The organism is Pseudoalteromonas sp. SG43-4 (genome assembly GCF_014164325.1).
In the GTDB taxonomy this organism is placed as follows: Bacteria; Pseudomonadota; Gammaproteobacteria; order Enterobacterales; family Alteromonadaceae; genus Pseudoalteromonas; species Pseudoalteromonas distincta.
On sequence record NZ_JACJFB010000009.1, the window covers coordinates 95,446 to 118,927 of the forward strand.

Consider the following 23,482-nt stretch of genomic DNA (forward strand, 5'->3'; position numbering starts at 1 on the left):
GACGTCCATTGACATTTGTAAACAAAATGCTCACAATGACGGCATATTTTCAAGGTGCTTGCTAGCCACTTCATGTAATGATTTTTTTAGCAGGATAATCGGGAAGTTGGTGCGTTTTCATGATGACTACAAGCCCAACACTGCCCCCGCAACGGTAGAGTATTGCATGTTTTTATGTGCTTACTGAGTCCGGAGACCGGCCTTGATGCAATCTTACTTACTTAAATCTTTGCGGTGGGCAAAGGTAGGGGATCTCATGTTAAACAAAACAACTCTAGGCGTTGCAATTTCTGCTGCGCTTTCATTTTCTGTGTCTGGTGCAGAGCAATCAATTGAAAAAATAACCGTTACAGCTAATAAGTTTGAGCAATCAATTAACGACGTTTTAGCGAGTGTAAATGTTATTGAACGTGCTGAAATAGAAGCTAGTAACGTACGCGATTTACCTACACTTTTAAGCACGCGAGTGGGTTTTCAAGTTAATCCAAACGGTGGTTTTGGTCAAAATACAGGCGTGTCACTTCGTGGTACGGGCTCTGGCGATACGTTGATTTTAATTGACGGTGTACGTACAGGCTCAGCAACACTAGGTCAAAAAGCATTAAATAATGTCCCTCTAAATAGCATTGAACGCATAGAAATTATTAAAGGCTCTCGCGCGGCTGTTTATGGCTCTGATGCACTCGCTGGTGTTATTAATATTATTACGCGTGAGTCAGATAACTTATCCCTAAGCGCTACATTTGGTTCTGACTCTTATCAAAATTATCAAGTTGCAGGCTCTGTAAAATCAGATGATATAACAACAGCATTTAACGCAGGCTTTGAAAAAACAGATAACTTTGATGTACTGCAAGGCGTAGCACCTGATGAAGATGGTTATGAAAATAAAAACCTTGGTTTTAAAGTAAACTACACCGATGCACATTACGGCGACTTTAAGTTATTAGGCCAATACAGTGAAGGCTATGCAGATTACGACAGTCGCTTTAGCCCAGCAGACAGTACGATTGAACGAGATGATTTTAAAAACTATCAACTTTCTGCAGGTTGGAGTAAAAACTACACTAACCAAACGCATAGTGTTGATTTAGCGCTTTCAACAGATGATTCAGATAACACTTATGTTGATTTTTCAGTTGGGCCAACAACAAGTACCTTTATAACTAAACGTACACAAATTGATTATAACGGCCAGTACCTGTTATCTAATGAACTTAACATTAGTGGTGGTATTAATTGGTACAACGATGATGTGTCGCATAGTTCGCAACTATTTGTTGAAGACAGCCGAGATGTACTTGCCGTGTTTGTAGGTGCTTACTACGATGCAGATAAAATATTGGCTAATTTAACTGTTCGCCAAGATGACGACGAGCAATTTGGCGATGAAACAACGTATACCGCCGCTGCGGGTTATCATTTATCTGAAGATGCAACATTTCGTATAAGCCAAAGTACTGGCTTTAAAGCTCCTACATTTAACGATTTATATTATCCAGTTTATGGTAACCCTGATTTACAACCTGAAAAATCAGTAAACCGTGAGTTAGGTTTGAGTGTAGATTTTGATATCGCGCAAGTTGATATTGCAGTATTTAGAAACGATATAGAAGATAAGATTGATTACGATGCAAACTTTGCATTGGCTAATATCGATGAAGCACGCTACGAAGGGGTTGAATTTAGCTTATCCCAGCAGTTTTTTGGTTTTGATAGCAACCTTAACTTTGCTTACTTAAGCGCTGAAGACGAAGAAACGGGCGCAGAGTTGCGTAATGTTGCTAAACGTACTTTTAACTGGGAACTTGCAAAACAGTTTGGTGCTTTTGATGCAAGCTTAGACATGCAATACCGTAGCGACCGACAAGGTGCTGTGACGCGCTTAGGCTCTTATACACTCTGGAACCTAGCGGGTAATTATCAAGTAAATGAACATATTGAAGTTTCGCTTCGTGTAGAAAACTTATTTGATAAAGAATATAACGCTGTTGATTCAAACGCTGATTTTACAACGGGTGAAGTGTATTACTACAACACGCCAGAGCGTCGCTTTTTTGCAGGCGCAAGCTACCAGTTTTAACTGTATTTATTAATATTAAAAAGCCCGACATATGTCGGGCTTTTTAATGTGTAGCTAAGTTTAACTACTAAAATTAGCTAGTCAGCTAAGAACTCTTTAAATACGGTTTCAAACTTGTGTAACTTAGGTGCTATTAAAATACTACAGTAACCCTGCTGTGGGTTTTCGTTATAGTAATCTTGATGATAATGCTCTGCTGGATAATACGTAGTGGCAGGGCTGACTTCTGTCACAATTGGCTCAGCGACATGGCTTTGCAGTTGAGCTATCATTTCGTTGGTTTGCTTAAGTTGAGCTTCATCGTGATAGTAAACCACACTTCTATATTGTGTGCCTATATCGTTACCTTGGCGATTCAATTGTGTTGCATCATGCAGTGTGAAAAACATTGCTAAGAGTGTTTCAAAGCTAACTACAATCGCGTCAAATTCAATTTTAACAACCTCAGCGTGACCAGTTGTGCCTGAGCATACAGAATCATATGTTGGGTTATTTGTTTCACCGCCGGTGTAGCCAGAGCTTACGGTTAGTACGCCATTTACACGTCTAAATGCAGCATCTATACACCAAAAACAGCCGCCACCAAATGTTGCTACTTGCGTTGTTGAGCTCATAAGTATTCCTAAAATGTATATGGGGTTTAAAGGCGAGCATAAATTGTATGCGCCGCAACAACAAGGTTACGGCGCAATTAAGAGGCTAGATCTCTTCGAAAGGTTTTTCAGCGGCTTGTTTGTCTAATTTTTGCTGTAAAAATTCAGGTGATTGAGTGTTACGTGCAAGTGCATAATATGCAGCAGGTACAACAAAAAGAGTTAGTAGGGTCGATACAATAACCCCAGTAAACACGACTACACCTATCACCATACGGCTTTCAGCGCCCGGACCTGAAGCAAGTACTAAAGGTACCGAACTCATAACCGTAGTCAGCGAGGTCATAATAATAGGGCGCAAACGCTGAGTTGCTGCTTGCAAAATAGCTTCACTAAATTCAACGCCTTTATCGCGTAGTTGGTTAGTAAATTCTACAATCAAAATACCGTTTTTAGCACTTAGCCCTATGAGCATGACAATACCTATTTGGCTGTAAATATTTAAGGTAAGTCCTGTAGCCCAAAGTCCGAACATAGCGCCCATTAAACCAAGTGGTACGGTAAGCATGATGACGAACGGATGCATAAAGCTTTCAAACTGTGCTGCCAGTACTAAAAAGGTAACAGTGAGTGCAAGTATAAATACGTAGGTCATCGCTGATGCGCCTTCGTAATAAAGCTGCGACTCGCCTTTGTAATCTACGGCGCCATCTATATCGTTTTCTTGCGCGGCTACTTCGTTTAAAAAGTTAAGCGCTTGCTCAAGCGTATAACCGTCGGCTAAGTTGGCGCTTAATGTAATTGCGCGCATACGGTTGTATCGGTTTAAGCGCGATGCGGTTGCTTCTTCTTTTAAGCTGATAAGGCTATCAAGTGGGACTAGTTCACCGCTTCGTGATTTAAGATATATATTTGAAATGTCAGTAGGGTTAGTAAAGTCTTCTTTAGTCCCTTTTAAAATTACATCGTATTCTTCACCACGGTCAATAAAGGTTGTAACACGGCGCTGGCCAAGCATTGTTTCAAGTGTACGGCCTACATCAGATACAGAAACGCCTAAATCAGCGGCCTTGTTTTTATCTATGCTGACTAAAAACTGCGGGAAGGTTTCTTTATAATCATGATCGATTCTTACTAAACCTGGGTTTTGTTCAGCACGCTTAATTATACGGTCACGCCAATCGGCAAGTTGTGCATAATCATTACCTTGCAATACAAACTCAATAGGGCGAGATGAACCACCACCGCCAATACCACGGCGCATAATGGCAAATGCACGAACATCGGTAACTTCTTGCATTTTACCGCTTATTTCGTCCATTACTTCCCATGTTGAGCGTTTGCGTTTATCCCAATCGGCCATACCAACAATAGCAACACCGCCGCTGCCACCCCAGCCAGGTACTCGAACAAGTACGCGACTTAGCTCACCTGCTTGCGAGTAAGGCATTAAGCGTTCTTCAATTTTAGCCATATTAGCGGCATTATTTTCATAACTTGCGCCCTCAGGGCCGCTCATCATAATAAAGAACGTGCCACGGTCTTCTTTTGGCGTTAGCTCAGAGGGGACTTGTAAAAACAACGAGTAACTAACAAAGCCCGCTAATAATAGGCTCACCATTAAACCCCATTTACGGGTTATGTTGGTGGAGAGTGAATTACGGTAACTTACTTCAATTTTAGTAAACTGGCGGTCCATCCATTGGCTAAATTTATTTGGTTTGTCTGATACTTTAAGTACTTTAGAACACAAGGCTGGTGCGAGAGTCAGCGCTGTAACACTTGAGAAAAATACGGCAGCACTTACCGCCATTGCAAACTCAGTAAATAATGCCCCTATACGGCCATCCATAAACACCAATGGCACAAACACCGATATTAGTACAAGCGTGGTTGCGACAATGGCAAAACCAACTTCACGCGCACCTCTATATGCAGCTAGTAATGGCGGCTCACCCAGTTCAATACGACGGTGAATGTTTTCAAGCATTACAATGGCATCATCTACTACTAAACCAATAGCCAGTACTAAGGCAAGTAAAGTTAGTAAGTTGATTGAGTAGCCCATTGCTAATAAAAACATAAAGCTACCAACAAGTGCGACCGGTACGGTAACCGCAGGAATAAGCGTTGCTCGTATATTGCCTAAAAACAAAAATATAACGAGTACGACTAAACCCATAGAGATGGCAAGTGTGCTGTAAACTTCACTAATTGATTCTTTAATAAATACAGACGAATCGTAGCTGTCTTGAATTGTGGTGCCTTCAGGTAGGTTACGTTTGATTTTTTCAAGTTCACTGCGTGCGTTATCTACTACGGTAAGCGTGTTTGCTTTAGCTTGTTTTACAATTCCTAGGCCAATCATGTTGCGCCCGTTACCACGAAATAAGCTTTCGTCATCGGCAGCTTCTAATTTTACGTCGGCAACTTCACCTAAACGCACTAAATAACCTTCTTCACCACGTTTAATAACAAGGTTTTTAAAATCGCGCTGATCTTTATAACTACGTGCGGTACGCACGGTAAAGTCGCGATCTATTGATTCTATTTCGCCGGCAGGTAATTCAACGTTTTCTGTACGCAGTGTATTTTCAATATCGCTCGAGGTAATGCCACGTGCAGCCATTGCTTGGCGGTTTAGCCAAATTTTCATGGCGTATTGGCGCTCACCACCAATACGCACGTTAGATACACCATCTACAACGGCTAAACGGTCAACGATAAAGCGCTGTGCGTAATCAGAGAGCTGTAACGAGTCCATTGTTTCGCTGTTTAATACAAACCATGCGATTGGGCTTTCATCACTATTTGACTTAGACACTTCTGGTGGGCGTACCTGATCGGGTAAACTATCAAGTGCACGTGCTACACGTTCGCGTACATCATTAGATGCGGCATCTATATCGCGGTTAATATCAAACTCAATGGTAATGTTTGAACGCCCATTACGACTAGATGAGTTTATACTTTTAATGCCTTCAATACCGGAAATTCGATTTTCTATTATTTGCGTTATTTTTGTTTCTATAATTTCGGCAGAAGCACCTGTGTATTCAGTGCTGATATTTACTATTGGTGTTTCAATATCAGGGTACTCACGAAGTGGCAGCATAGTAAATGCAACCAGACCAAAAGTAAGAAGCAGTAAATTAATTACTATGGCAAAAACGGGGCGTTTAACGCTAGTATCAGTAATTTTCACGTATTACCCCTTTACGCTTACTTTACTACCAGAGCGAATTTTTATTAGCCCTTCAGTAACAATTTGCTCGCCATCATTTAAACCTTCATCGATAGCAACCCAGCCATTATTTCTGCCAGCAACATGCACTTCAACCTTATTGGCTACTCCGTCTTGAATTTGAAAAACAAAGTGTTTGTCTTGTAAAGGGATAACCGCTTTTTCTGGCACCATTAAAGCTTGGTTACTGCTTAGCTCAAGTGCTGTATTTAGTAACATACCAGGGCGAAGTAATCCTGATTTATTAGCAAAACTTGCAGTTACTTCAACACTGCGTGTTACCGAATCAATACGCGAGCTAATATGCGTTACCTTGCCGTTAAATGTCTGCCCTGGGTAGGCATCGTTTTGGGTAAGTACTTTCATACCTATGTTTAATTGTGCTAAATATTTTTCAGGTACTTTGAAGTCAACTTTAATAATACTAATATCATCAAGTGTGGTGATTATTGTTGTGTTGCTTACGTAGGCGCCAACTGATATTTCACGCTTACCTAACAGGCCTGAAAATGGCGCGGTAATAGTCATTTCATTTAACTTTGTTTTAGCGCTTTCTAGTTGAGCTTCAGTGGCATCAACACGAGATAATTGTTCTTCAAGTAATGACTTTGCCGTTGATTGCGAGCGTGAAAGTTCGGTAAGGCGATCTAACTGGCGTTTTTCCTCACGTAAGTTAATACCGAGTTCTTTAACTGCAAGTTGCTCTTGTTGGCTTTGTAACTGTACTAATTTTTGTCCTTTACTGACTAAGTCGCCATCTTTAAAATATATATCTGTGACATAATCGTTTTGCGCACTTTTTATATAAATAGCTTGGTTTGCACGTGCACTACCGATGGCCTCTATCATCACTGCGTTTTCCTCAGAGGTAACAGTATGAGCCGTTACTTGGGTAGACATTTGTGATGAATCGGCTTGTTCGCCGTGGCTAGCGGGTAAATATAAATAAACGCTAAATATTAGAAGTAACGTAATAATAAATGGAAAAAGTGCTTTACCTGATTGTCTTGAGTACATTGATTTCATACCTGAAAATGAATTGTAAGTATTGTACGAAATAAGACCGTGAAAAGACGGTTATGTATCTCATAAATTTGTGCGTTAAGCGTAAAAGTAAATAAGATTTATTCATTGTTCCTATTTTGTTGAGGAAAAAGCGGTAATGTATGAAATTTAAAACTAGCTGTAACTTATGTATAACAACAAGAAAGGTCATAATTTGGGGCATTATTATGTTTGTTTTTTATATGGTGTTTTACCAATATGGATAAATCTGACAATGTCATTAAGTTTCGGGCACAGGGCGCGCGAAACGCAATTGAGGCGATTGTTGTAGGTGCTATAGGCTTAGTCTTTATTATGTTATTTAATTTACTGAGGCCGGGTGAGATTAGCATACTTGAAATATTTTTAGTGAGCTTGTGCCTTGTGGCTATTTTTATTGGATTTTTAAAATCTCAAGAACCATACCATAGCCTTATATTAAGCGAATCTGAGCTCGTTTATTGCCACAAGTACGGAGCTTGGTGTATGCCTCATAGTAACTTTCATCACAGTGGAATACCCAAAGTAGAAGATGGCTTTGACTATTTAGAATTAAATGCGGTTGGCGTTAAGGTAAATGATATAGACGACTTTTTATCAAGCATAGCGCCTAGAATTGCAGGGAAATTATTAATAGAGCAGCGTAATTTATTTATGCAAGTTGTTCAAAAACATTGCAAAAATGGCAATTGCCCATCAGAATGGTTAATAGAAGATACACATTACACCTCCCATAAAGGGATAAGCTATACTGGGCTTATAGCCATGTTTGCTAATAGAACTAAGCACCTTCAGCAGCTAACAGGTTACGATTTATTATTGCCTGCCAGCGTGTTAGATAGAGATATTTGGGCATTTAGTGCTAACTTAAATAAGTGGAAGCGCGAGCCTAGTCAGTTTATAGCGTCGCAGCTTAGTAATTAAGCTACGACTGTAGGAAAGAAAAATGAGTCAAGAGAGAGCCTTTTTAAAAAGTGGTCGAAACACCATAATACATAAAGATAAAAAGCATGATTTAGTGATTGTAAACTCTGAAATTCATCCTCGAATTAAAGTAACGCAACATGGTCTGGAGCCATTTAAAGAAGAACTACCTAAAAACCGCCGTGATGCAAAAGAGCGTTATTTAGAAATGGTTTATGTAAGTAGCGCTGATGTATTTGGCGAAGAAAAGCAGTTGCTGTTTATTCAAGCTCTAGACGGGCGTGAATACAAAATAGATTACAGTAAAATCGGTACGAAGTTGTTTGTACGTATTCATCAAGACACATATATGTAGTACTTTAATGGCATCTTTATTGCTAGTGATTACACTATAGTAATTATTTGACATAATAAGGTGCTGCGTATGAAAGCGTTTGCTTTAATCCCCCTCATTTCTTGTAGTTTACTGAGTGCGTGTGGAGGCGGTGGCGGTGATAGCGATAATACAGTTGTTGAAACGTCTGTTAATGCTGGAGCCGATTTACAAATTATCGAAAAATCTGAATTTACCATCACAGCACAAGGTTCCCCTGCGGATGGTACCTTTTCATGGCAGCAGGTTAGCGGCCCAAGCTTAGAAGGTTTTCCGCTTGATGGCGCAGAGCAAACACTTACAGCCCCTGACGTAAAAACTGATAGTGAAATAATATTAAGAGTGAGCTATCAAAGTACAGGTAGTAGCGCTGTTAGTGACGACATTTCTATTTCAGTGAGCTCTAATAACCAACTACCTCTTGCTGTTGTTACACAAACATCTCCTGAAACACTTCCCTCTGTATACAAAGATACAGTGACTTTGAGTGCCCTAGAGTCGAGCGATCCTGATGATAATGGTCAAATTGATAGTTATTTGTGGCAATTGCTATCGGGTCCTGATTTAGATATTGAGAGTTTTAATGAATCAACTCTTAGCTTTTCTCATCCATTACTTGAAAGCAACGTGAATTTATCTTGGCAGCTAACTGTCACTGATGATGAGGGTGGCGAGGCGAGCACTCAATATTCAATGACACTCAACAAAACAAATGAGTTAGTAGATGCAAATGCAGGCGCAGATCAAAATGTCGAAGAGTTTGAGCAAGTAACGCTTGATGCTACAAATAGCGAAACCGTTACCGATACCTATAAGTGTGAATGGCAACAACTTACCGGTAATAGCGAAACATTAAGCAATAGCGACCAATGTATAACGACATTTTTTGCCTCAGATGTTGATACTGAGTCTACATTGAGCTTTGAAGTCACGGTAACCGACTCAAAAGGACGCACCGATACAGACTCTTTATTTGTTGATGTATCACCCAAAGCACTTGGACTCATCAACGATAGTGGTGTTGGTGAGTGTTATAACAATACTCAACGTATTAATTGTGAAAGTGATGACTTTCCAGCGCAAGATGCAGAGCTTGGACGCGATAGCTATGCAAACCGCTTAGATAAAGTTGGCAAAGGTAATTTAGCGTTTGATTACACTAAACTTAATGAGTTTGCTGATGAAGTTGGTGATGATAGTAGTGACTTTACCTGTATACGCGATAATGTTACTGGGCTTGTATGGGAGGTGAAAAGTGTGGCATCTGGCACGGTACCAAATACTTCGTTACGTGATGGTCAAAATCATTACTTTTGGGATGTAGGGAATACGACTTTTACCGATACCAGTACAGCCAATTCAACGTGTCCGGACAATACAAGTTGTGGAGTACAAAGTTATATAAACGAAGTTAATGATTTAGATTTTTGTGGTGGTACAAACTGGCGATTACCTACTTATACAGAGCTTTTGGGCTTAATTGATTACGGTAAACAAGGGCAAAGTATATTAATTGATGAGGCATTTTTTCCTAATATGCCAAGTGAAAGTGCATTAAGCCATTTACGTTACTGGACCTCACAAACAGCAGCTGATGGTACCAGTTTATCTCAAGCGTATATCATTGATATGAGTGATGGTAACGACCTTGCTTATCCAAAAGAAAATACTGCTTATGTACGTTTAGTTAGAAGTCGTTAGGAGAAAATAATGAAATTTAAATTACTCTATGCACTAGCAACTATAAGTTTGAGCTTTAATATTGCAGCGGCGCAAACGTGCTACGACGGTGCAGATACCACAACACCGACAGATAGATTTACCATAAATGCAGATGGCACAGTGTCTGATAGTGAAACAGGCCTTATGTGGCAACGCTGTAGTTATGGGCAAACTTATAATACAGAGACACAACTTTGTGAAGGTTCAACACCTTCTCTTACTTGGCAAGAGGCACTACGCGGTGCTAAAAATGATACAACCGCAGATTACGATGATTGGCAAATGCCTAACATTAAAGAATTGGCGAGTATTTTAGAGCACAGTTGCACAGAGCCGAGTATTAATGAAGACGTATTTTTGGGCACTAAGCTTCAAAACTATTGGTCAAATACATCGGGTGTAAGCACAATGAGCTCAGCGTGGGTTTATCAATTTGATAGTGGGTTGAATAGCTTACATGCTAAAACCAGTAATGTGTATTTACGGTTAGTGCGCTACGAAGAGTAAAATGCATACTAAGATTAGACAGACAAAAGTGCAGCCTTAAAACAGCTGCACTTTTTTGTTTTACATAAATTTACGTTATTTCAATAATAAAGCGCTTACAACGTTGTCACTCAGCGCATTTTTTTGCCATTATAGGCCGTGATTTAATTACGAAGGAACATCACGGTGTATTTAAGCTATTTTGGCCTGAACGAAAAACCTTTTTCGATCTCGCCCAACCCTCATTACTTATTTTTAAGTGAACGACATAAAGAAGCCTTAGCACACCTTACCTATGGATTAGGTGAAGACGGTGGTTTTGTATTATTAACAGGTGAAGTAGGTACAGGTAAAACAACAATTACCCGCAGTATGTTAGAGCAGCTTCCTGAAAACACTCAAGTAGCGATGATCCATAATCCAGCGCTTTCAGAGCTGGAGTTATTAGCCAGTATTTGTGATGAGCTCAACATTAGTTACGATGTTCATAATGCGACGCTTAAAAGTCTTACCGATATTATAAAAAAGCATTTAGAGACTAATAATAAATCGGGCGGGCACACTATACTTATTATTGACGAAGCACAATTACTTGCCCCTAACGTGCTTGAGCAATTACGTTTGCTGACAAATATAGAAACCGATCATAAAAAATTATTACAAATAGTATTGGTTGGTCAACCAGAGCTGCAAGAACTTTTGAAGCGCAACGAATTAAGGCAACTTGCCCAGAGGATAACGGCTCGTTACCATTTATTACCACTTACGCAAGGCCAAACAGTCGCTTACATAAAGCATCGGTTACATATTGCAGGGTGTGATAAAGGAATCTTTTCGATGGATGCCATGCAAGCTGTTCATCAATTAACTGGCGGTGTGCCACGATTAATGAACTTGGTCTGTGAGCGTGCTTTAGTTGGGACTTTTGCAAAGCAGCAGTTGATAGTTGATAGCGATATAATAAAAAAATCAGCCCATGAGTCATTACCCATGGATTTTGTCGCACCGGTTAACGAAGCTAACAAAGCAACGTCATTTGTACCCTATAGCCTTGCATTCGCTGCTTTATTTGCCGTAGGCATTGGGCTTTCATTTATTTTATAGTTAGGTAAGTTATGTCTTATTTATTAGATGCGCTAAAGCAGTCGCAGCAATCAGATATGAGTGCTGAACAGTACGACTTACAATCTGAGCAGTTAAAGCAACAGCAAGCACTTAAGCGTTATAGACGATTAGCATTAGTATTTGGTACAAGCTTAGCTGCTTTTATTGCGGTAGCGGGTGGCTTTACCGCCGGAAAGTGGTTTCAAAGTACGACTTTATTAAACGCAGCGGAACCCGCTGTAATTAAGGTGGTGGAAAGCGAAAAATCATCGCCTAACAAAGACGTTAAAGAGGAAGATGCTGAAGCTGAAAAACAGCAAGTAGCTAAGTTGGAGCCTGCTAAAGTAGCTCCAACAAATACTGCAACGATTGAAGGGCAACTTGTGCATGTGCAAACCCCCAATGGTGTACAGCAAATGTTATTAACCCCAAATGGTCAGTATATTCCTATGCCGTCGAGCCAGGTCACGAGCGCAGCAGGTTATAATCAGCAAAACATGCAACAAGTAATGCCTGTTCAAAATTATAATCAGCCAGCGTTTAACCCACAAAGTAATTACAATCCAAATAATGCACAAAACACTGCGGTATTTGGGCAAAATCAAAATACCGCATCGGCTCAACTTGATATGAGTAAATATAAAGTATTGGGTAAGCCAATTAATGGCAGCACCCAATCTCAACAGACGAGTGACCCTGAGCTTGATGCTGTGCCTACAACTCTTAAAAATGCATTTGCGCAAGCTATACAAGATGTCGAAAAAAACCAAGATTATGAAGTTACTCAAGCGTCAAAAACGTCATCACGTGTTGAGCCTGTTGAGTTATTACCTGATGGTTTGCAATCAATGTTACCTAGTATTAAATATCAAGCGCATATATATTCATCGAGTGCTGATAAACGTTGGATCAAGCTAAATGGCCGAGAATTACACGAAGGAGAAAGCATAGGAGCTCTAACAGTCACAGAAATTACACCTGAGCAAAGTGTGCTAGATTTTGATGGTTATGAGTTTAGCTTAAAAGCTTTGCAAGACTGGCCGCAGTAAGCGCTTAGTTATCATGTTGAGAGCTCGGTAGAATATTGAGCTCTCAATAGTGCTTAGGATAATATTGAATTTTTATAAAAGCGTTCTAAATCAATGTTATATTCTTTAGGTTTAATCGCTGACTCAAGAGTGTCTACAGTTTTTTTATTAGATAAATCAATATCTTTTACTTCGGTGTAGCGGCTATGCTTAGCGCTGTAAAATGTTTTAACGACAGGTTTTAGTGGTGCCCCCGGATTACTCTCGGTGACCAAACCCACTCTTTGACTCGATAACCTTACAAGCGTTCCTACCGGATGGATGCCAATACATTGAATAAATTTATTAAGCAGCACAGGATCAAAGCTATCAGGGCACCCGTCTTTTAATATTTTAAACGCCTTTATTGGCTCCATGCCTGCTTTATAAACACGTTCTGCGGTAAGTGCATCATAAACATCTACAATTGACGCCATACGCACATACTGACTTATCTCGTCACCTTTTTTACCAAACGGGTAGCCTTTACCATCGAGTCTTTCGTGGTGCATACCTGCAATATCTACCGCGATCCCTGTTAACCCAGAGTCTTCTAATATCTCTTTACTGAAAAGCGAATGCATTTTCATTATTTTAAATTCGTCGTCTGTAAAGCGCCCAGGTTTGTTTAGCACTTCATCAGGGATTTTTATTTTACCAATGTCGTGTAATAGTGCGCCGGTAGTCAGCTCAACAATAGTGTCTTTCTCTATATTTAAGTGTTTTGCAAAAATACCCATTAATATTGATACATTAATTGAGTGCTCAAGTAGGTAGGCATCTTTTTGGCGCATTTGGGTAAGGCAGGCTAGGGCATCTTGATTTCTAAAAACAGAATCCATAAAGCCACTTGCCAGTTCTCTAAACGGCCCTATATCTATATCACGGCCAGCTTTTATATCTTTAAATGCTTTTATTTGCAGTGTTTTTGCTTCGTCATAAAGCTTTTTTGCTTTTCCCATTTCTTGCTCAGCGCTGTTTATTTTTTGCCAAGGATCACGCTTTATTTTTGTTGTAGGTGTAGCGATAGGATCTTTTTCAGGGACTGAATCAATGAGGGTTTTATCTGGGTCAATTTCTACTTCTAAAATACCTGCTTTTATCAGGTTATTAATACCAGCTTGAGTTTTAACCCAGCCTTGGTTTTTAATTTTAATACTGCCAGTTTGTTTGGTAACGCTTTGCACAAACATACCTGGGACTAACTTAGTAATAGGAATGGTTTTCAATTTTACGGCTTCAGTTGTTAATCTACTTTTAAACTAACAAACTTATACGTAACGACCAAATAAAAAAGGCACTTTACAGTGCCTTTTTTTATTTTTTAGTGAAAAACTATTAGCTTAATTATTCATCATCTTCAACAAGCGTCATTAGCGAGGTATTACCGCCTGATGCTGTTGTATCAATACTAATTGTTTTTTCAGTAATTAAGCGCTTGATTAATGTATCGTAATACTCAGAGCTAATTACCGGTAAAATTGCGCCTTTACGCTGTGCAAGCTGTTGGCTGAAGTAGCCTAAACGAGACGAGCGAGCGGCAACTACCGCACCAGCTAAATGAGGGTGAGCTAAGATAGCTTGTAACTGATTAGGTTTAGCTACTTGGAAAACACCTTCAGCAACACCTGTAGAGATAAATTTATCTTTAAAGGCAACAGCTTCATCGTAAAACAGCTCAGACGCTACAGTAATTACCGTATTACCTGCGGCAATAGCGGTAATGATAGACAATGCCCAGAAGTTAAATGATGTGCTCTTATCTGCATAACACACTACACAACCACGCGCTTCTAGATGAAGTGTATTAGACTCACCCGTTGGCCCTGGCAGGGTAGTAAATTTACGCATGTGCTTTTCAAGGCGGTTAAGCTGTGCACGAGCTTCTGATAATGTTAATGCTAAATCGTCTGCTAAATCGTCGATAATTTCTACCGTCGCGATTTTAGCAAGCAACTGACGTACAGCCGAAACTCGGTCGTTTAGTGGTGTTGCACGCCAGATTTTTTCATCGCGCATTGAGTTAGCCATTAGCTTTTTAACTTGCTCATTTGCACCGCTGTAGTGGTGTAAATCAAGCTCATCTGGCGTCAGGTTTGTCATTTGCACGTTATCTGGTGATGCCTTTTCTTTTACTAAACGTTGAAGGTAGTTAGGGCCACCGGCTTTAGGGCCAGTACCTGATAAACCACGGCCACCAAATGGTTGCACACCAACAATAGCACCAATCATGTTTCGGTTAATGTAAACATTACCCGCACGTGACATTTTAGCAAGGTACTCACAGCGCTCTTCAATACGTGAATGTACACCCATTGTTAAGCCATAACCTGTGTTGTTAATTTGATCCATTACATCATCAAGTTCGCTCGATTTAAAGCGAACAATATGAACACATGGGCCAAATACTTCACGCTTAAGTACTGATAAATCTTTGATTTCGTATAAACGAGGTGCAAAAAAGTATGCGCCATTTTGAGTGTTATCCGGAATTTTACACTCGTAATGAAGTATAGAGTTACCTTTTAAGTACTCAACGTGCTCGTTTAAGTTTTTAAGTGCTTTTTCATCAATTACCGGACCAACATCAGTTGATAGTAACGATGGGTCGCCAATGTGTAGCTCAGCTAGGGCACCTTTAAGCATTTCGATAATGCCATCTGCTACGTCATCTTGAATGAATAAAACACGAAGAGCAGAACAACGTTGCCCAGCACTTTGAAAACCAGAACTGATCACATCGTCAACTACTTGCTCAGGAAGCGCCGTTGAGTCAACAATCATACAGTTTTGGCCACCTGTTTCTGCAATTAACGGTACTTGAATATCGTTACGTGCAGCAAGTGTTTGAGAAATTAATGTGCCTGTTTCAGTAGAACCTGTAAACATAACCGCTTGAATGCGTTCATCAGGAACAATTGTTTTGCCTACTTCAGAACCACGAGCAATAACCGGTTGAACAACATGCTCAGGTAAACCAACAGACAGCATTAGTTCAATAGCACGAAGGGCGATTAAACTTGTTTGCTCAGCAGGCTTTGCAATTACAGTGTTACCTGTAACTATCGCAGCGGCAACTTGGCCTAAGAATATTGCAAGCGGGAAGTTCCACGGGCTAATACATAAAATAACGCCACGGGCTTCAAAACGCTCATCTTGCGATAGCTCCTCAGCGCGCGCCGCGTAGTAACGGCAAAAATCAACCGCTTCACGTACTTCATCAATACCATCTTGCGCTACTTTACCTGCTTCTTTAATACAGATGGCAACAAGTTCGTCGTGATGACGCTCTAAGATATCAGCAACGCGACGCAGTAAGTTAGCTCGCTCTCTTACTGGTGTTTGTGACCATGATTCAAGTGCAGCTTCAGCGTTAGCCAGTAATACTTTCATCTCTTCGCCAGTTTGCAATTTAACGTGGCCGATGATTTCTTTGTGATTTGCTGGGTTTTTAACAGCTAATGAGCCTTCAGGTACTTGGCTTTGCTCAATTAAGTGCTCGTTAAACCATGTTTCAAGATTCTCTTTGAAAGGGGTAATAACGTTAATGTCGGTTAAATCCATGCCTTTAGAGTTAGCACGTTCTTCACCGTATAAATCAATTGGCATTTTGATTTGCGTATTGTACTTGTTACGCAAGCCTTGCAATGTTTCTACAGGGTCTGGTAGTAATGATTCAACAGGTTTTGTTGTATCTACAATGGCGTTTACAAATGATGAGTTAGCACCATTTTCTAACAAACGACGAACAAGATACGCAAGGAGGTCTTCGTGTTGACCAACTGGGGCATATACGCGGCATTGAATTTTTTCTTCGTTAACGATTTGGTCGAATAATGACTCACCCATACCGTGCAAACGTTGAAATTCGAAACCTGTGTTGTCGCCTTTGGCTACTTCTAAAATAGTCGCGGCAGTGTAAGCGTTATGTGTAGCAAATTGTGGATAAAGCACATCGCGCGCTTCAAGCATTTTAATAGCACACGCTTTGTAAGAAACGTCTGTTGTTGCTTTGCGGGTAAATACTGGGTAGTGATCTAAACCATCTTGCTGTGTGGTTTTGATTTCAGTATCCCAGTATGCGCCTTTAACTAGACGTACCATCATCTTGCGACCAACGCGGGTTGCAAGGTCAGTTAGCCATTCAATTACAAAAATAGCGCGTTTTTGATAGGCTTGAACCGCTAAGCCAAACCCTTGCCAATCACCAAGATCTTCATCACTGAATACCGCTTCAATTACATCTAATGAAATATCTAAACGGTCTGCTTCTTCTGCATCAACGGTAAAGCCGATATCGTATTTTTTAGCGGCAAGAGCAAGTTCTTTTAACTTAGGGACTATTTCTTCCATCACACGGTCTTTATGAGTGAACTCATAGCGCGGATGAATAGCAGAAAGCTTAACTGAAATGCCAGGGCTCTTAATTGGACCACGACCATTGGCCGCTTTACCAATTGAGTGTATAGCATTCATGTAGCTGTCAAAGTAACGCTTCGCATCTTTCATTGTGCGCGCGCCTTCGCCTAGCATATCGTAAGAATACACATAACCTTTTTGCTCTGTTTCGGCAGCACGTTCAATTGCTTCGTCAATGGTACGACCCATTACGAATTGCTTGCCCATAATTTTCATAGCAAAGTTTACAGACTTACGAATAACTGGCTCACCTAAACGACCAATGGTCTTTTTAAGCATGCCGAACTGTTGTTCTTTAGTTTTGTCTGTGTAGTTAACCATTTTACCGGTAACTAATAATCCCCAAGAAGATGCGTTTACAAATAAAGAATCGCTGCTTCCTAGATGAGAGCTCCAATCACCTTTGGCTAACTTGTCACGAATAAGTACATCTTGAGTTGCTTTATCTGGTACGCGAAGCAGTGCTTCGGCCAAACACATTAATACAACGCCTTCTTCACTAGAGAGTGAAAATTCATTTAAAAGCGCATCAACACCGCCTTGCCCATCTTGCTCTTTACGAATGTTCAAAACAATCTGGCGGGCTCTTTCCCAGGCACGACTTCGTGCTTTTACGCCTACTTCTGCAAGCGGTAAAATATGATCAATAACTGCATTTTCATCTATGCGGTAGAAGTCACGGATTCTTTGTCTGATAGGACAAGTAGTAGTTAAATCGCCGTTGAATAACATAAGCAACCCTCAGGATGTTAAGAATTAAAGTAAAATTAATTACCAATAAATTACCAGTGATATTGTGAGTGCATTCTAATTAAAATTCAGCAGAATATGCTGGTTAAATTTCGCGATTTACGATAATTTACAGGGTATAAATTTAACTTATCCGCATAAAATTCTGTTATGACAATTCCAAATAGATTACGCATGCTAGATCGCATTGATTTAGCCATACTAGACGTTCTTCAAAAGAACGGCAGAATTTCTAATGTTAACCTCGCAAAACAGGTTAATTTGAGTGCCAGCCCGTGCCTAGATCGGGTTAAACGATTAGAGCAAGAAGGGTATATTGAAGGCTATTATGCCAAGCTTAGCGAAGCTAAACTTAATCAGAGCTTAGTAGCGCATGTTCAAGTATCGCTTGTTGCTTCAAATACAGCTGTATTTAAAGTATTTAGAGAGCACATATTAAGGATAGAACAAGTAGTCGAATGTGACATGGTTGCTGGTGGTTATGATTACTTATTAAAAATTCGCGTTTCTAATATGGAAGAATATAGACAAGTTCTTGGCGACTTAGTAGATATTCCCGGCGTGGGTACTCATCATACTTATATGGTGATCGAAAAGATTAAAAAGGATGAAGGATTGTTAATCGATATTTAAGCTTTTCTCAAGTCATAAAAAAACCGCAATTGCGGTTTTTTTATTTTAGTAGATAAATGCTATACCAAATAGTTAGTACATCACCTTATACATAATTTATTACGACCTTCCGACTTCGCTCTGTATAAGGCAGTATCCGCCGCGCATATTAATGCCTCAGATGTTCTGTATTGATTATTGTATTCACACGCTAAACCCTGACTTACACTTATTTTTACATTCGCTGGTAAACCGAGATCTCTAAAATTAATGTTGAGTATTTTTTCTTGAATACGCTTAGCAATCATTTGTGCATTTGAAATGTGCGAACGAGGCAGCACAACAGCAAACTCCTCACCACCATAGCGTGCTACTAAACTGTCTTTAGATGGTAAGCACTCTTCAATTGTACGAGCGACTTTTTGAAGGCACTTATCACCTTTTACATGGCCAAAGTTATCGTTAAATAATTTAAAGTAATCAATATCAATAAGTATAAAGCTAAGAGGCTGCTTGTTAACTATGCACTCTTGCCAATTTTTAATGATGGTTTTTTCTAAAGTACAGCGATTAGCAATACCAGTGAGATGATCAAGTCTGGCTACGTTTTCCAGTACTTTGTATTTTTTAACGTGCTTTGAAATATCATGCATTATACAAATAAAAAGTGGGGTACTTGCGACTACCGATTCGGGTAAACATGATATAGATAACTCAACATCTAAACAGTTACCATTGTTTTTTCTTATTTTAACTTCTTTCGGACCATGATTGAGTGGTGTTTGATAGTTGTTTTTCCAACTTTCAAACATGTATTTATAGTCATCGCGATACTGTTCTTGTAAACAATCTTGCCATTTTTTACCTATTAATGAATCAGACGTTACATTGAAAAAACGTGCTGCTACGGGATTGACTGATTCAAACACCCCATCTGCATTAACAATAAAAATAGCATCGGCCATGACATTAGTGACATTAATAATTGCGCTTATTTTTTCATTGTTAACGGTATTAGAAATGCTGCTGATTAATGCAGATACAGCGCTGTCGGTGTTGTTTGCTTTGCTATTTTCATTATTGTTAGACATGGTGTTGCTCATTTTTATTGTTAATGAAACTTTATGTCTAGCAGTTTATTCAATTTATCGTTTTTAAACCTTTCGGTAACCTTCTGATTTAAGTTGTTGTTATTTAAGTTTATTTAAGTTTATTTAAGGGGCGTTTTTAAATAAATTACACCGCAATTAATATGCCTTTGCAATTTAAAAATAAGCATTACTAATTAGAGTTCTTTTTCATTCTTAACTTGAGGATCAGCGCTTTCATATTTATTGCCATTACACTCAACGTTAAAGATTAAGCATACAGAGCCATTATTTTCATCTGTGTCGGTAATGATAATTGTGTGGCCGTTGTCACTTACTTTATAGCTGAAGTCTTGGGCGCATGGTTTTTGTGTGTCGATATTGGTGATAGTAGCGCCAGTAAATACGAAACCATTTTGAATTGTGGCATCGTCTAAATTGTAGTTGCCAGCGGTTTCAGTTCTTACAACACCACCGCCAGTAGCGGGTTCGCCATTTTTTGTATAGCTAAAAATAGCTTCACCGTTGTTAAGTTCAATATTTACTTGAAAGTCGACATTTTCTAGGGTGTTATTCATATCATTTCCTTTATGAGTAATTATAGTTGGAAGTTCGTAATGCCTAATTTAACTAGGCTTGTTTTTATTTCTGATATCTCGTCTTCTCTGTTTAAACAGGTATAAGCTTGTACTAGTGGGTATGTTATTTTTACGCTCTGACTTATTTTTGCAGCTTCAGAAATTGCTTTGATAGCACTTAAGCAAAATTGCTCTCGCTGTTTATTAGTTGTAGCTAAGTTTGCTTTGATTAAGTTTATTCTTGTATATACTAAGTAATCACCAGTTTTAGTTAGGCTGGCTAATTGATGTTTGTAGTTTTCATTATTCTCAAGCTCAGTTAATAACTCCTGCGCTTTGAGTGGTGATTGTCTATTTATAAAATATTGAATCAGTGTAATTTGTGTATTAATAGTGCTGGTATTTTTAAAATTTTGAGATTTTAAAAAATTAATTATTTTTTCAATTGTTGAGTCAGTAGCTTCATCAGTAGATAGCATTAGTGAATGTGCTAAAGAGCGATAATACATAAGCTGAAATTTATTGTTTTTTGGATCTTGTACTAAAGCTTCATTGATAACTTGATTAGCCAAGCTGGCTTTTTTATGGGCCATCCGTTTATCACTCAAATAGCTCAGTAAATAACTTTGTTGCATATATAGGTTTGCTGACGTGTAAAAAAGGCTTGCATCACTAGGGTAGTCAGCAATCAATTTTGTGATTACGTCAACTGCACCTTCCAATATATTAACTGCTTCATTAAAGTTACTTAGCTTCTCTTCTGTTTTTGCAAGCCAACTAATCGTATCGGATTTATCTCGAAGTAAATCTTTGTTATTAGGTTTCAGTTTAAGCGCTTTATTTTTAAGTAAAAGTGACTCTGCAAAGTTCTTTTTTGCAGCGCTGTAGTTGGATTTTTCTATGTATAAAGAACCTAAAGAATTAGATGAATACGATAATTCCATAATGGAGTTAAAATCATTGGCTGCCAGCGCATACATTTTTTTACTGTAAGCGTGGTATTTTTTAAACATTTGCTCAGTAGCTTGATGATCATTTTGATCATAAGCTAATTGACCAAGCCAAAAGGCATTGGCACCTGCAAGCGTTAGTAGCTCTAAGTTATTAGGCTGTATTTTTAATAATGCCTCAAGGCGGGTGCGGGCGTTTTCAAAGGCGGTAAAGGCTTCATCAGTTTTACCTCGGGAATAAGCTACTTCACCCATTGCTTCGAGGGTTTGTGCGTACTGAAAACGGTTGTTAAATTGTGCTTTATTATCGCTAAAGCTAAAAAGTGAACTTGAATCGTCAGTTTGATTAGTAAAATACTCAAGTGCTTTATTACTAATACCATCAAGTAAGTCCATACGTTCAACGCTACGTAATTTATCGGCAAAGTCGCCGACCATAAACCCTAGTAAGCTTTCGGCCTCAAGCTGCTTGTTTTGCGCATGCTGTTGGGCTTTAAAACTAATGAAGCTCATCAATAACGCGGTAAATGTAAGTAAGCACAATAAAGCAACGGTCACTCGTTTTGCTCTTATTTTTGTTTTTATTTTGTTTACAGAGCTTTTGATAAGAGCATGCTCGTTATCATCTAATTTAAACAGTTTGTCGTTAAGTAATAGCTGCGCTTCTTGTAGTGGTTTACCTGGCGCTAGGAGGTAAGCACTACTTTTGCCTTCATCTACCCAATTTCGTGTTTGATGTTGTAAACGACTTTTTATTGCTAAGGCATCTTTATGGTCATTAATCCATTGTTTTGCGCGCGGCCATTGACGCAATAATGCCTCGTGAGCAAGACTAAAACAGGCTTCTTGGTTTTGTAAATGCGATACAAATAAACGGCTATCGACCATGGCTTGCACAAGCTCTTTTTGACTTGTGTTGGTTAATGTTTGCCAGCGGGCAGCGCGGCTCGTAATGGTTTTACCATCTGGGTTTAAAGTGATCAGTTGTGATAATACGCTTTTTAGTTGCTGCTGTTGCTCATTACTAAGATCAATAAATATATCTTCTGCTTTTTTGCCTATGGCGCCCTCAATACCCCCGAGTTTTGTGTAAACACTGTGCAGTAGCTCGTTATTATCACTGCGCTGTAAGTACAGCTCTTGCAATGTGTATTGCAGCATGGGCAATGCATCGGGGTTATTGGCGGTATCGGCGCACAATATTTCATCCAGTGGTGTTTGGGTTTGTGGGTCATTGGAGAACGTTAAATTAGCGGTTAACGCTGGCAGGCGAATAATTTGTTGGAGTTCTTGGCGGTTTGGCGGTGTTAAATCGTAGTGCGCGCCATGAGCTTTGCCTGCCATTAAACTTGGTTGTTCAACCACTAAAGGATAAAAGTCGTTACGACACGCACTAAATACAATCACAGCTTTAGAGATTGCTAAGCGTTCAATAACCGATAAAAAATGGCTGCGTGTTTCGCTACTAAATATAGGAGAAGAAAGCAGTACTTCTAAGCGGTCAATAAATAAAAATAACTGGGGTGTTTTAAGTTTTGTAGAGGCTTTACTAAGTGCAGCTTGTATGGCGTTAATTACGCCATCTATTGCCAATTCTAGTTGCTCTGCAAGTGTTTGCGCGCTTAATCCTTCAAACACAGGCTGGTCGTTTATATCCCAATCAAGTAATGCAGAAGCTAAGTCTAGAAAAAGTCTATTTTTATGCACATCTGCAAAGTCGATCTGGGTGTAGGAAATAACACCGATGCCATTATAGCCTCGCTCATCTAGCAGTTTTGGTAAAATTCCAGCATTAACAAGCGAGGATTTACCTGTACCACTAGGGCCAAGTATTAAGCAAAAAGCACGACCGTAATTTACCTGGCTAGATATCCTTTCCAGCAGGGTAGCTATAGATTGGGTACGGCCAAAAAAAACGTGGGTATCATTTGGGTTATATGCACGCAGGCCTAAGAAAGGGGATCCTCCCTGCCATGTACTTTTAGTGCTTGGGATAGGATCTGCTAACGGAAAAGATAATTTTGCAATAATGCGGTAGCCACGTTTACGGATAGTTTCAATATAATGTGGTTCATTGGCTTTATCACCGAGCGCTTTTCTTAGCTGAGTGATAGTTTTATGTAATGGATTATCGCCAATATCAGTATTTTTCCAGCATTTATTGAGCAATTCATCGCTGCTTACAATGTCGCCATTTTGTTGACACAAATGCAATAAAACCTCCATCGCTTTGGGCTCTAACTGTTTGGCTTTACCAGTGAGTTGAATTGAGTTAGTTGAAGGTGTTACTTGCCAATCGCCTAGGTAGAAGGGGTTGCGCATCATCATTACTCATTATTGTTTTTTTATTATTAAAATTAAGTGCGTATTGATATTTATTAACACTATTTATATGGCAAATAAATCTATAACACAACTATTTGAGTTTATTCTGAGCAGAGGGGG

Annotated in this window: 16 protein-coding genes and 1 riboswitch; of the genes, 8 read left to right on the top strand and 8 right to left on the bottom strand. The window is 39.4% G+C overall.

Annotated features, from left to right (window positions below):
* Window positions 1-35: 35 nt before the first annotated feature.
* Window positions 36-220, top strand: a riboswitch (cobalamin riboswitch).
* A gap of 36 nt (window positions 221-256) precedes the next feature.
* Window positions 257-2,083 carry a TonB-dependent receptor domain-containing protein gene (locus H5160_RS10815; protein WP_182737434.1) on the top strand — a complete coding sequence of 609 codons (1,827 nt, stop codon included), beginning with the start codon at window positions 257-259 and terminating at the stop codon, window positions 2,081-2,083.
* A gap of 77 nt (window positions 2,084-2,160) precedes the next feature.
* On the opposite strand, the gene msrA is transcribed toward H5160_RS10815, so the two are convergent.
* The 3 genes from msrA to H5160_RS10830 form a co-directional block, all read right to left on the bottom strand.
* Window positions 2,161-2,697: a peptide-methionine (S)-S-oxide reductase MsrA gene (gene msrA / locus H5160_RS10820; RefSeq protein ID WP_182720276.1), complete on the bottom strand. Its 537-nt coding sequence runs from the start codon at window positions 2,695-2,697 to the stop codon at window positions 2,161-2,163.
* An 85-nt stretch (window positions 2,698-2,782) separates the two neighbouring features.
* A complete protein-coding gene (locus H5160_RS10825) occupies window positions 2,783-5,881 on the bottom strand; it encodes an efflux RND transporter permease subunit (protein WP_024603401.1) in 3,099 nt (1,032 codons plus the stop codon).
* A 3-nt stretch (window positions 5,882-5,884) separates the two neighbouring features.
* Window positions 5,885-6,937 carry an efflux RND transporter periplasmic adaptor subunit gene (locus tag H5160_RS10830; RefSeq protein WP_002958748.1) on the bottom strand — a complete coding sequence of 351 codons (1,053 nt, stop codon included), beginning with the start codon at window positions 6,935-6,937 and terminating at the stop codon, window positions 5,885-5,887.
* 246 nt (window positions 6,938-7,183) lie between these two features.
* Here H5160_RS10830 and H5160_RS10835 point away from each other — a divergent pair, with 246 nt between their 5' ends.
* The 6 genes from H5160_RS10835 (at window position 7,184) to H5160_RS10860 (ending at window position 12,622) form a co-directional block, all read left to right on the top strand.
* Window positions 7,184-7,888: a DUF2982 domain-containing protein gene (locus H5160_RS10835; RefSeq protein ID WP_024596874.1), complete on the top strand. Its 705-nt coding sequence runs from the start codon at window positions 7,184-7,186 to the stop codon at window positions 7,886-7,888.
* A 22-nt stretch (window positions 7,889-7,910) separates the two neighbouring features.
* Complete coding sequence (locus tag H5160_RS10840; RefSeq protein ID WP_024596875.1) at window positions 7,911-8,243, top strand: hypothetical protein; 333 nt, start codon at window positions 7,911-7,913, stop codon at window positions 8,241-8,243.
* Between the two features lie 69 nt (window positions 8,244-8,312).
* Entirely contained in the window at window positions 8,313-9,962 is a 1,650-nt protein-coding gene (locus H5160_RS10845; RefSeq protein ID WP_182737435.1) for a DUF1566 domain-containing protein, read from the top strand.
* Window positions 9,963-9,971: 9 nt separating this feature from the next.
* Window positions 9,972-10,490 (top strand): DUF1566 domain-containing protein, encoded by a 519-nt coding sequence (locus H5160_RS10850; RefSeq protein ID WP_024596877.1) that lies wholly within the window; start codon window positions 9,972-9,974, stop codon window positions 10,488-10,490.
* Between the two features lie 165 nt (window positions 10,491-10,655).
* Window positions 10,656-11,573, top strand: coding sequence for an ExeA family protein (locus tag H5160_RS10855; RefSeq protein ID WP_024596878.1), 918 nt, complete (start codon window positions 10,656-10,658; stop codon window positions 11,571-11,573).
* An 11-nt stretch (window positions 11,574-11,584) separates the two neighbouring features.
* Window positions 11,585-12,622: a general secretion pathway protein GspB gene (locus tag H5160_RS10860; RefSeq protein ID WP_165723572.1), complete on the top strand. Its 1,038-nt coding sequence runs from the start codon at window positions 11,585-11,587 to the stop codon at window positions 12,620-12,622.
* 53 nt (window positions 12,623-12,675) lie between these two features.
* Here H5160_RS10860 and H5160_RS10865 read toward each other — a convergent pair whose 3' ends face one another.
* Together H5160_RS10865 and putA are read right to left on the bottom strand one after the other, a co-directional pair.
* On the bottom strand, window positions 12,676-13,869 hold the full coding sequence (locus tag H5160_RS10865; RefSeq protein ID WP_165723571.1) for an HD-GYP domain-containing protein: 1,194 nt from the start codon (window positions 13,867-13,869) through the stop codon (window positions 12,676-12,678).
* A gap of 118 nt (window positions 13,870-13,987) precedes the next feature.
* A complete protein-coding gene (gene putA, locus H5160_RS10870) occupies window positions 13,988-17,791 on the bottom strand; it encodes a bifunctional proline dehydrogenase/L-glutamate gamma-semialdehyde dehydrogenase PutA (RefSeq protein WP_024596881.1) in 3,804 nt (1,267 codons plus the stop codon).
* Window positions 17,792-17,959: 168 nt separating this feature from the next.
* On the opposite strand from putA, the gene H5160_RS10875 reads away from it, so the two are divergent.
* Complete coding sequence (locus H5160_RS10875; RefSeq protein ID WP_024596882.1) at window positions 17,960-18,442, top strand: winged helix-turn-helix transcriptional regulator; 483 nt, start codon at window positions 17,960-17,962, stop codon at window positions 18,440-18,442.
* Window positions 18,443-18,522: 80 nt separating this feature from the next.
* Here H5160_RS10875 and H5160_RS10880 read toward each other — a convergent pair whose 3' ends face one another.
* The 3 genes from H5160_RS10880 to H5160_RS10890 all read right to left on the bottom strand — a co-directional run bounded on the left by H5160_RS10880 (window position 18,523) and on the right by H5160_RS10890 (window position 23,362).
* Window positions 18,523-19,512, bottom strand: a complete 990-nt coding sequence (locus tag H5160_RS10880) for a sensor domain-containing diguanylate cyclase (protein ID WP_182696568.1) — start codon at window positions 19,510-19,512, stop codon at window positions 18,523-18,525.
* A gap of 194 nt (window positions 19,513-19,706) precedes the next feature.
* A complete protein-coding gene (locus H5160_RS10885) occupies window positions 19,707-20,087 on the bottom strand; it encodes a DP-EP family protein (protein ID WP_165723569.1) in 381 nt (126 codons plus the stop codon).
* Between the two features lie 20 nt (window positions 20,088-20,107).
* Window positions 20,108-23,362: a winged helix-turn-helix domain-containing protein gene (locus tag H5160_RS10890; RefSeq protein WP_182737436.1), complete on the bottom strand. Its 3,255-nt coding sequence runs from the start codon at window positions 23,360-23,362 to the stop codon at window positions 20,108-20,110.
* Window positions 23,363-23,482 lie beyond the last annotated feature (120 nt).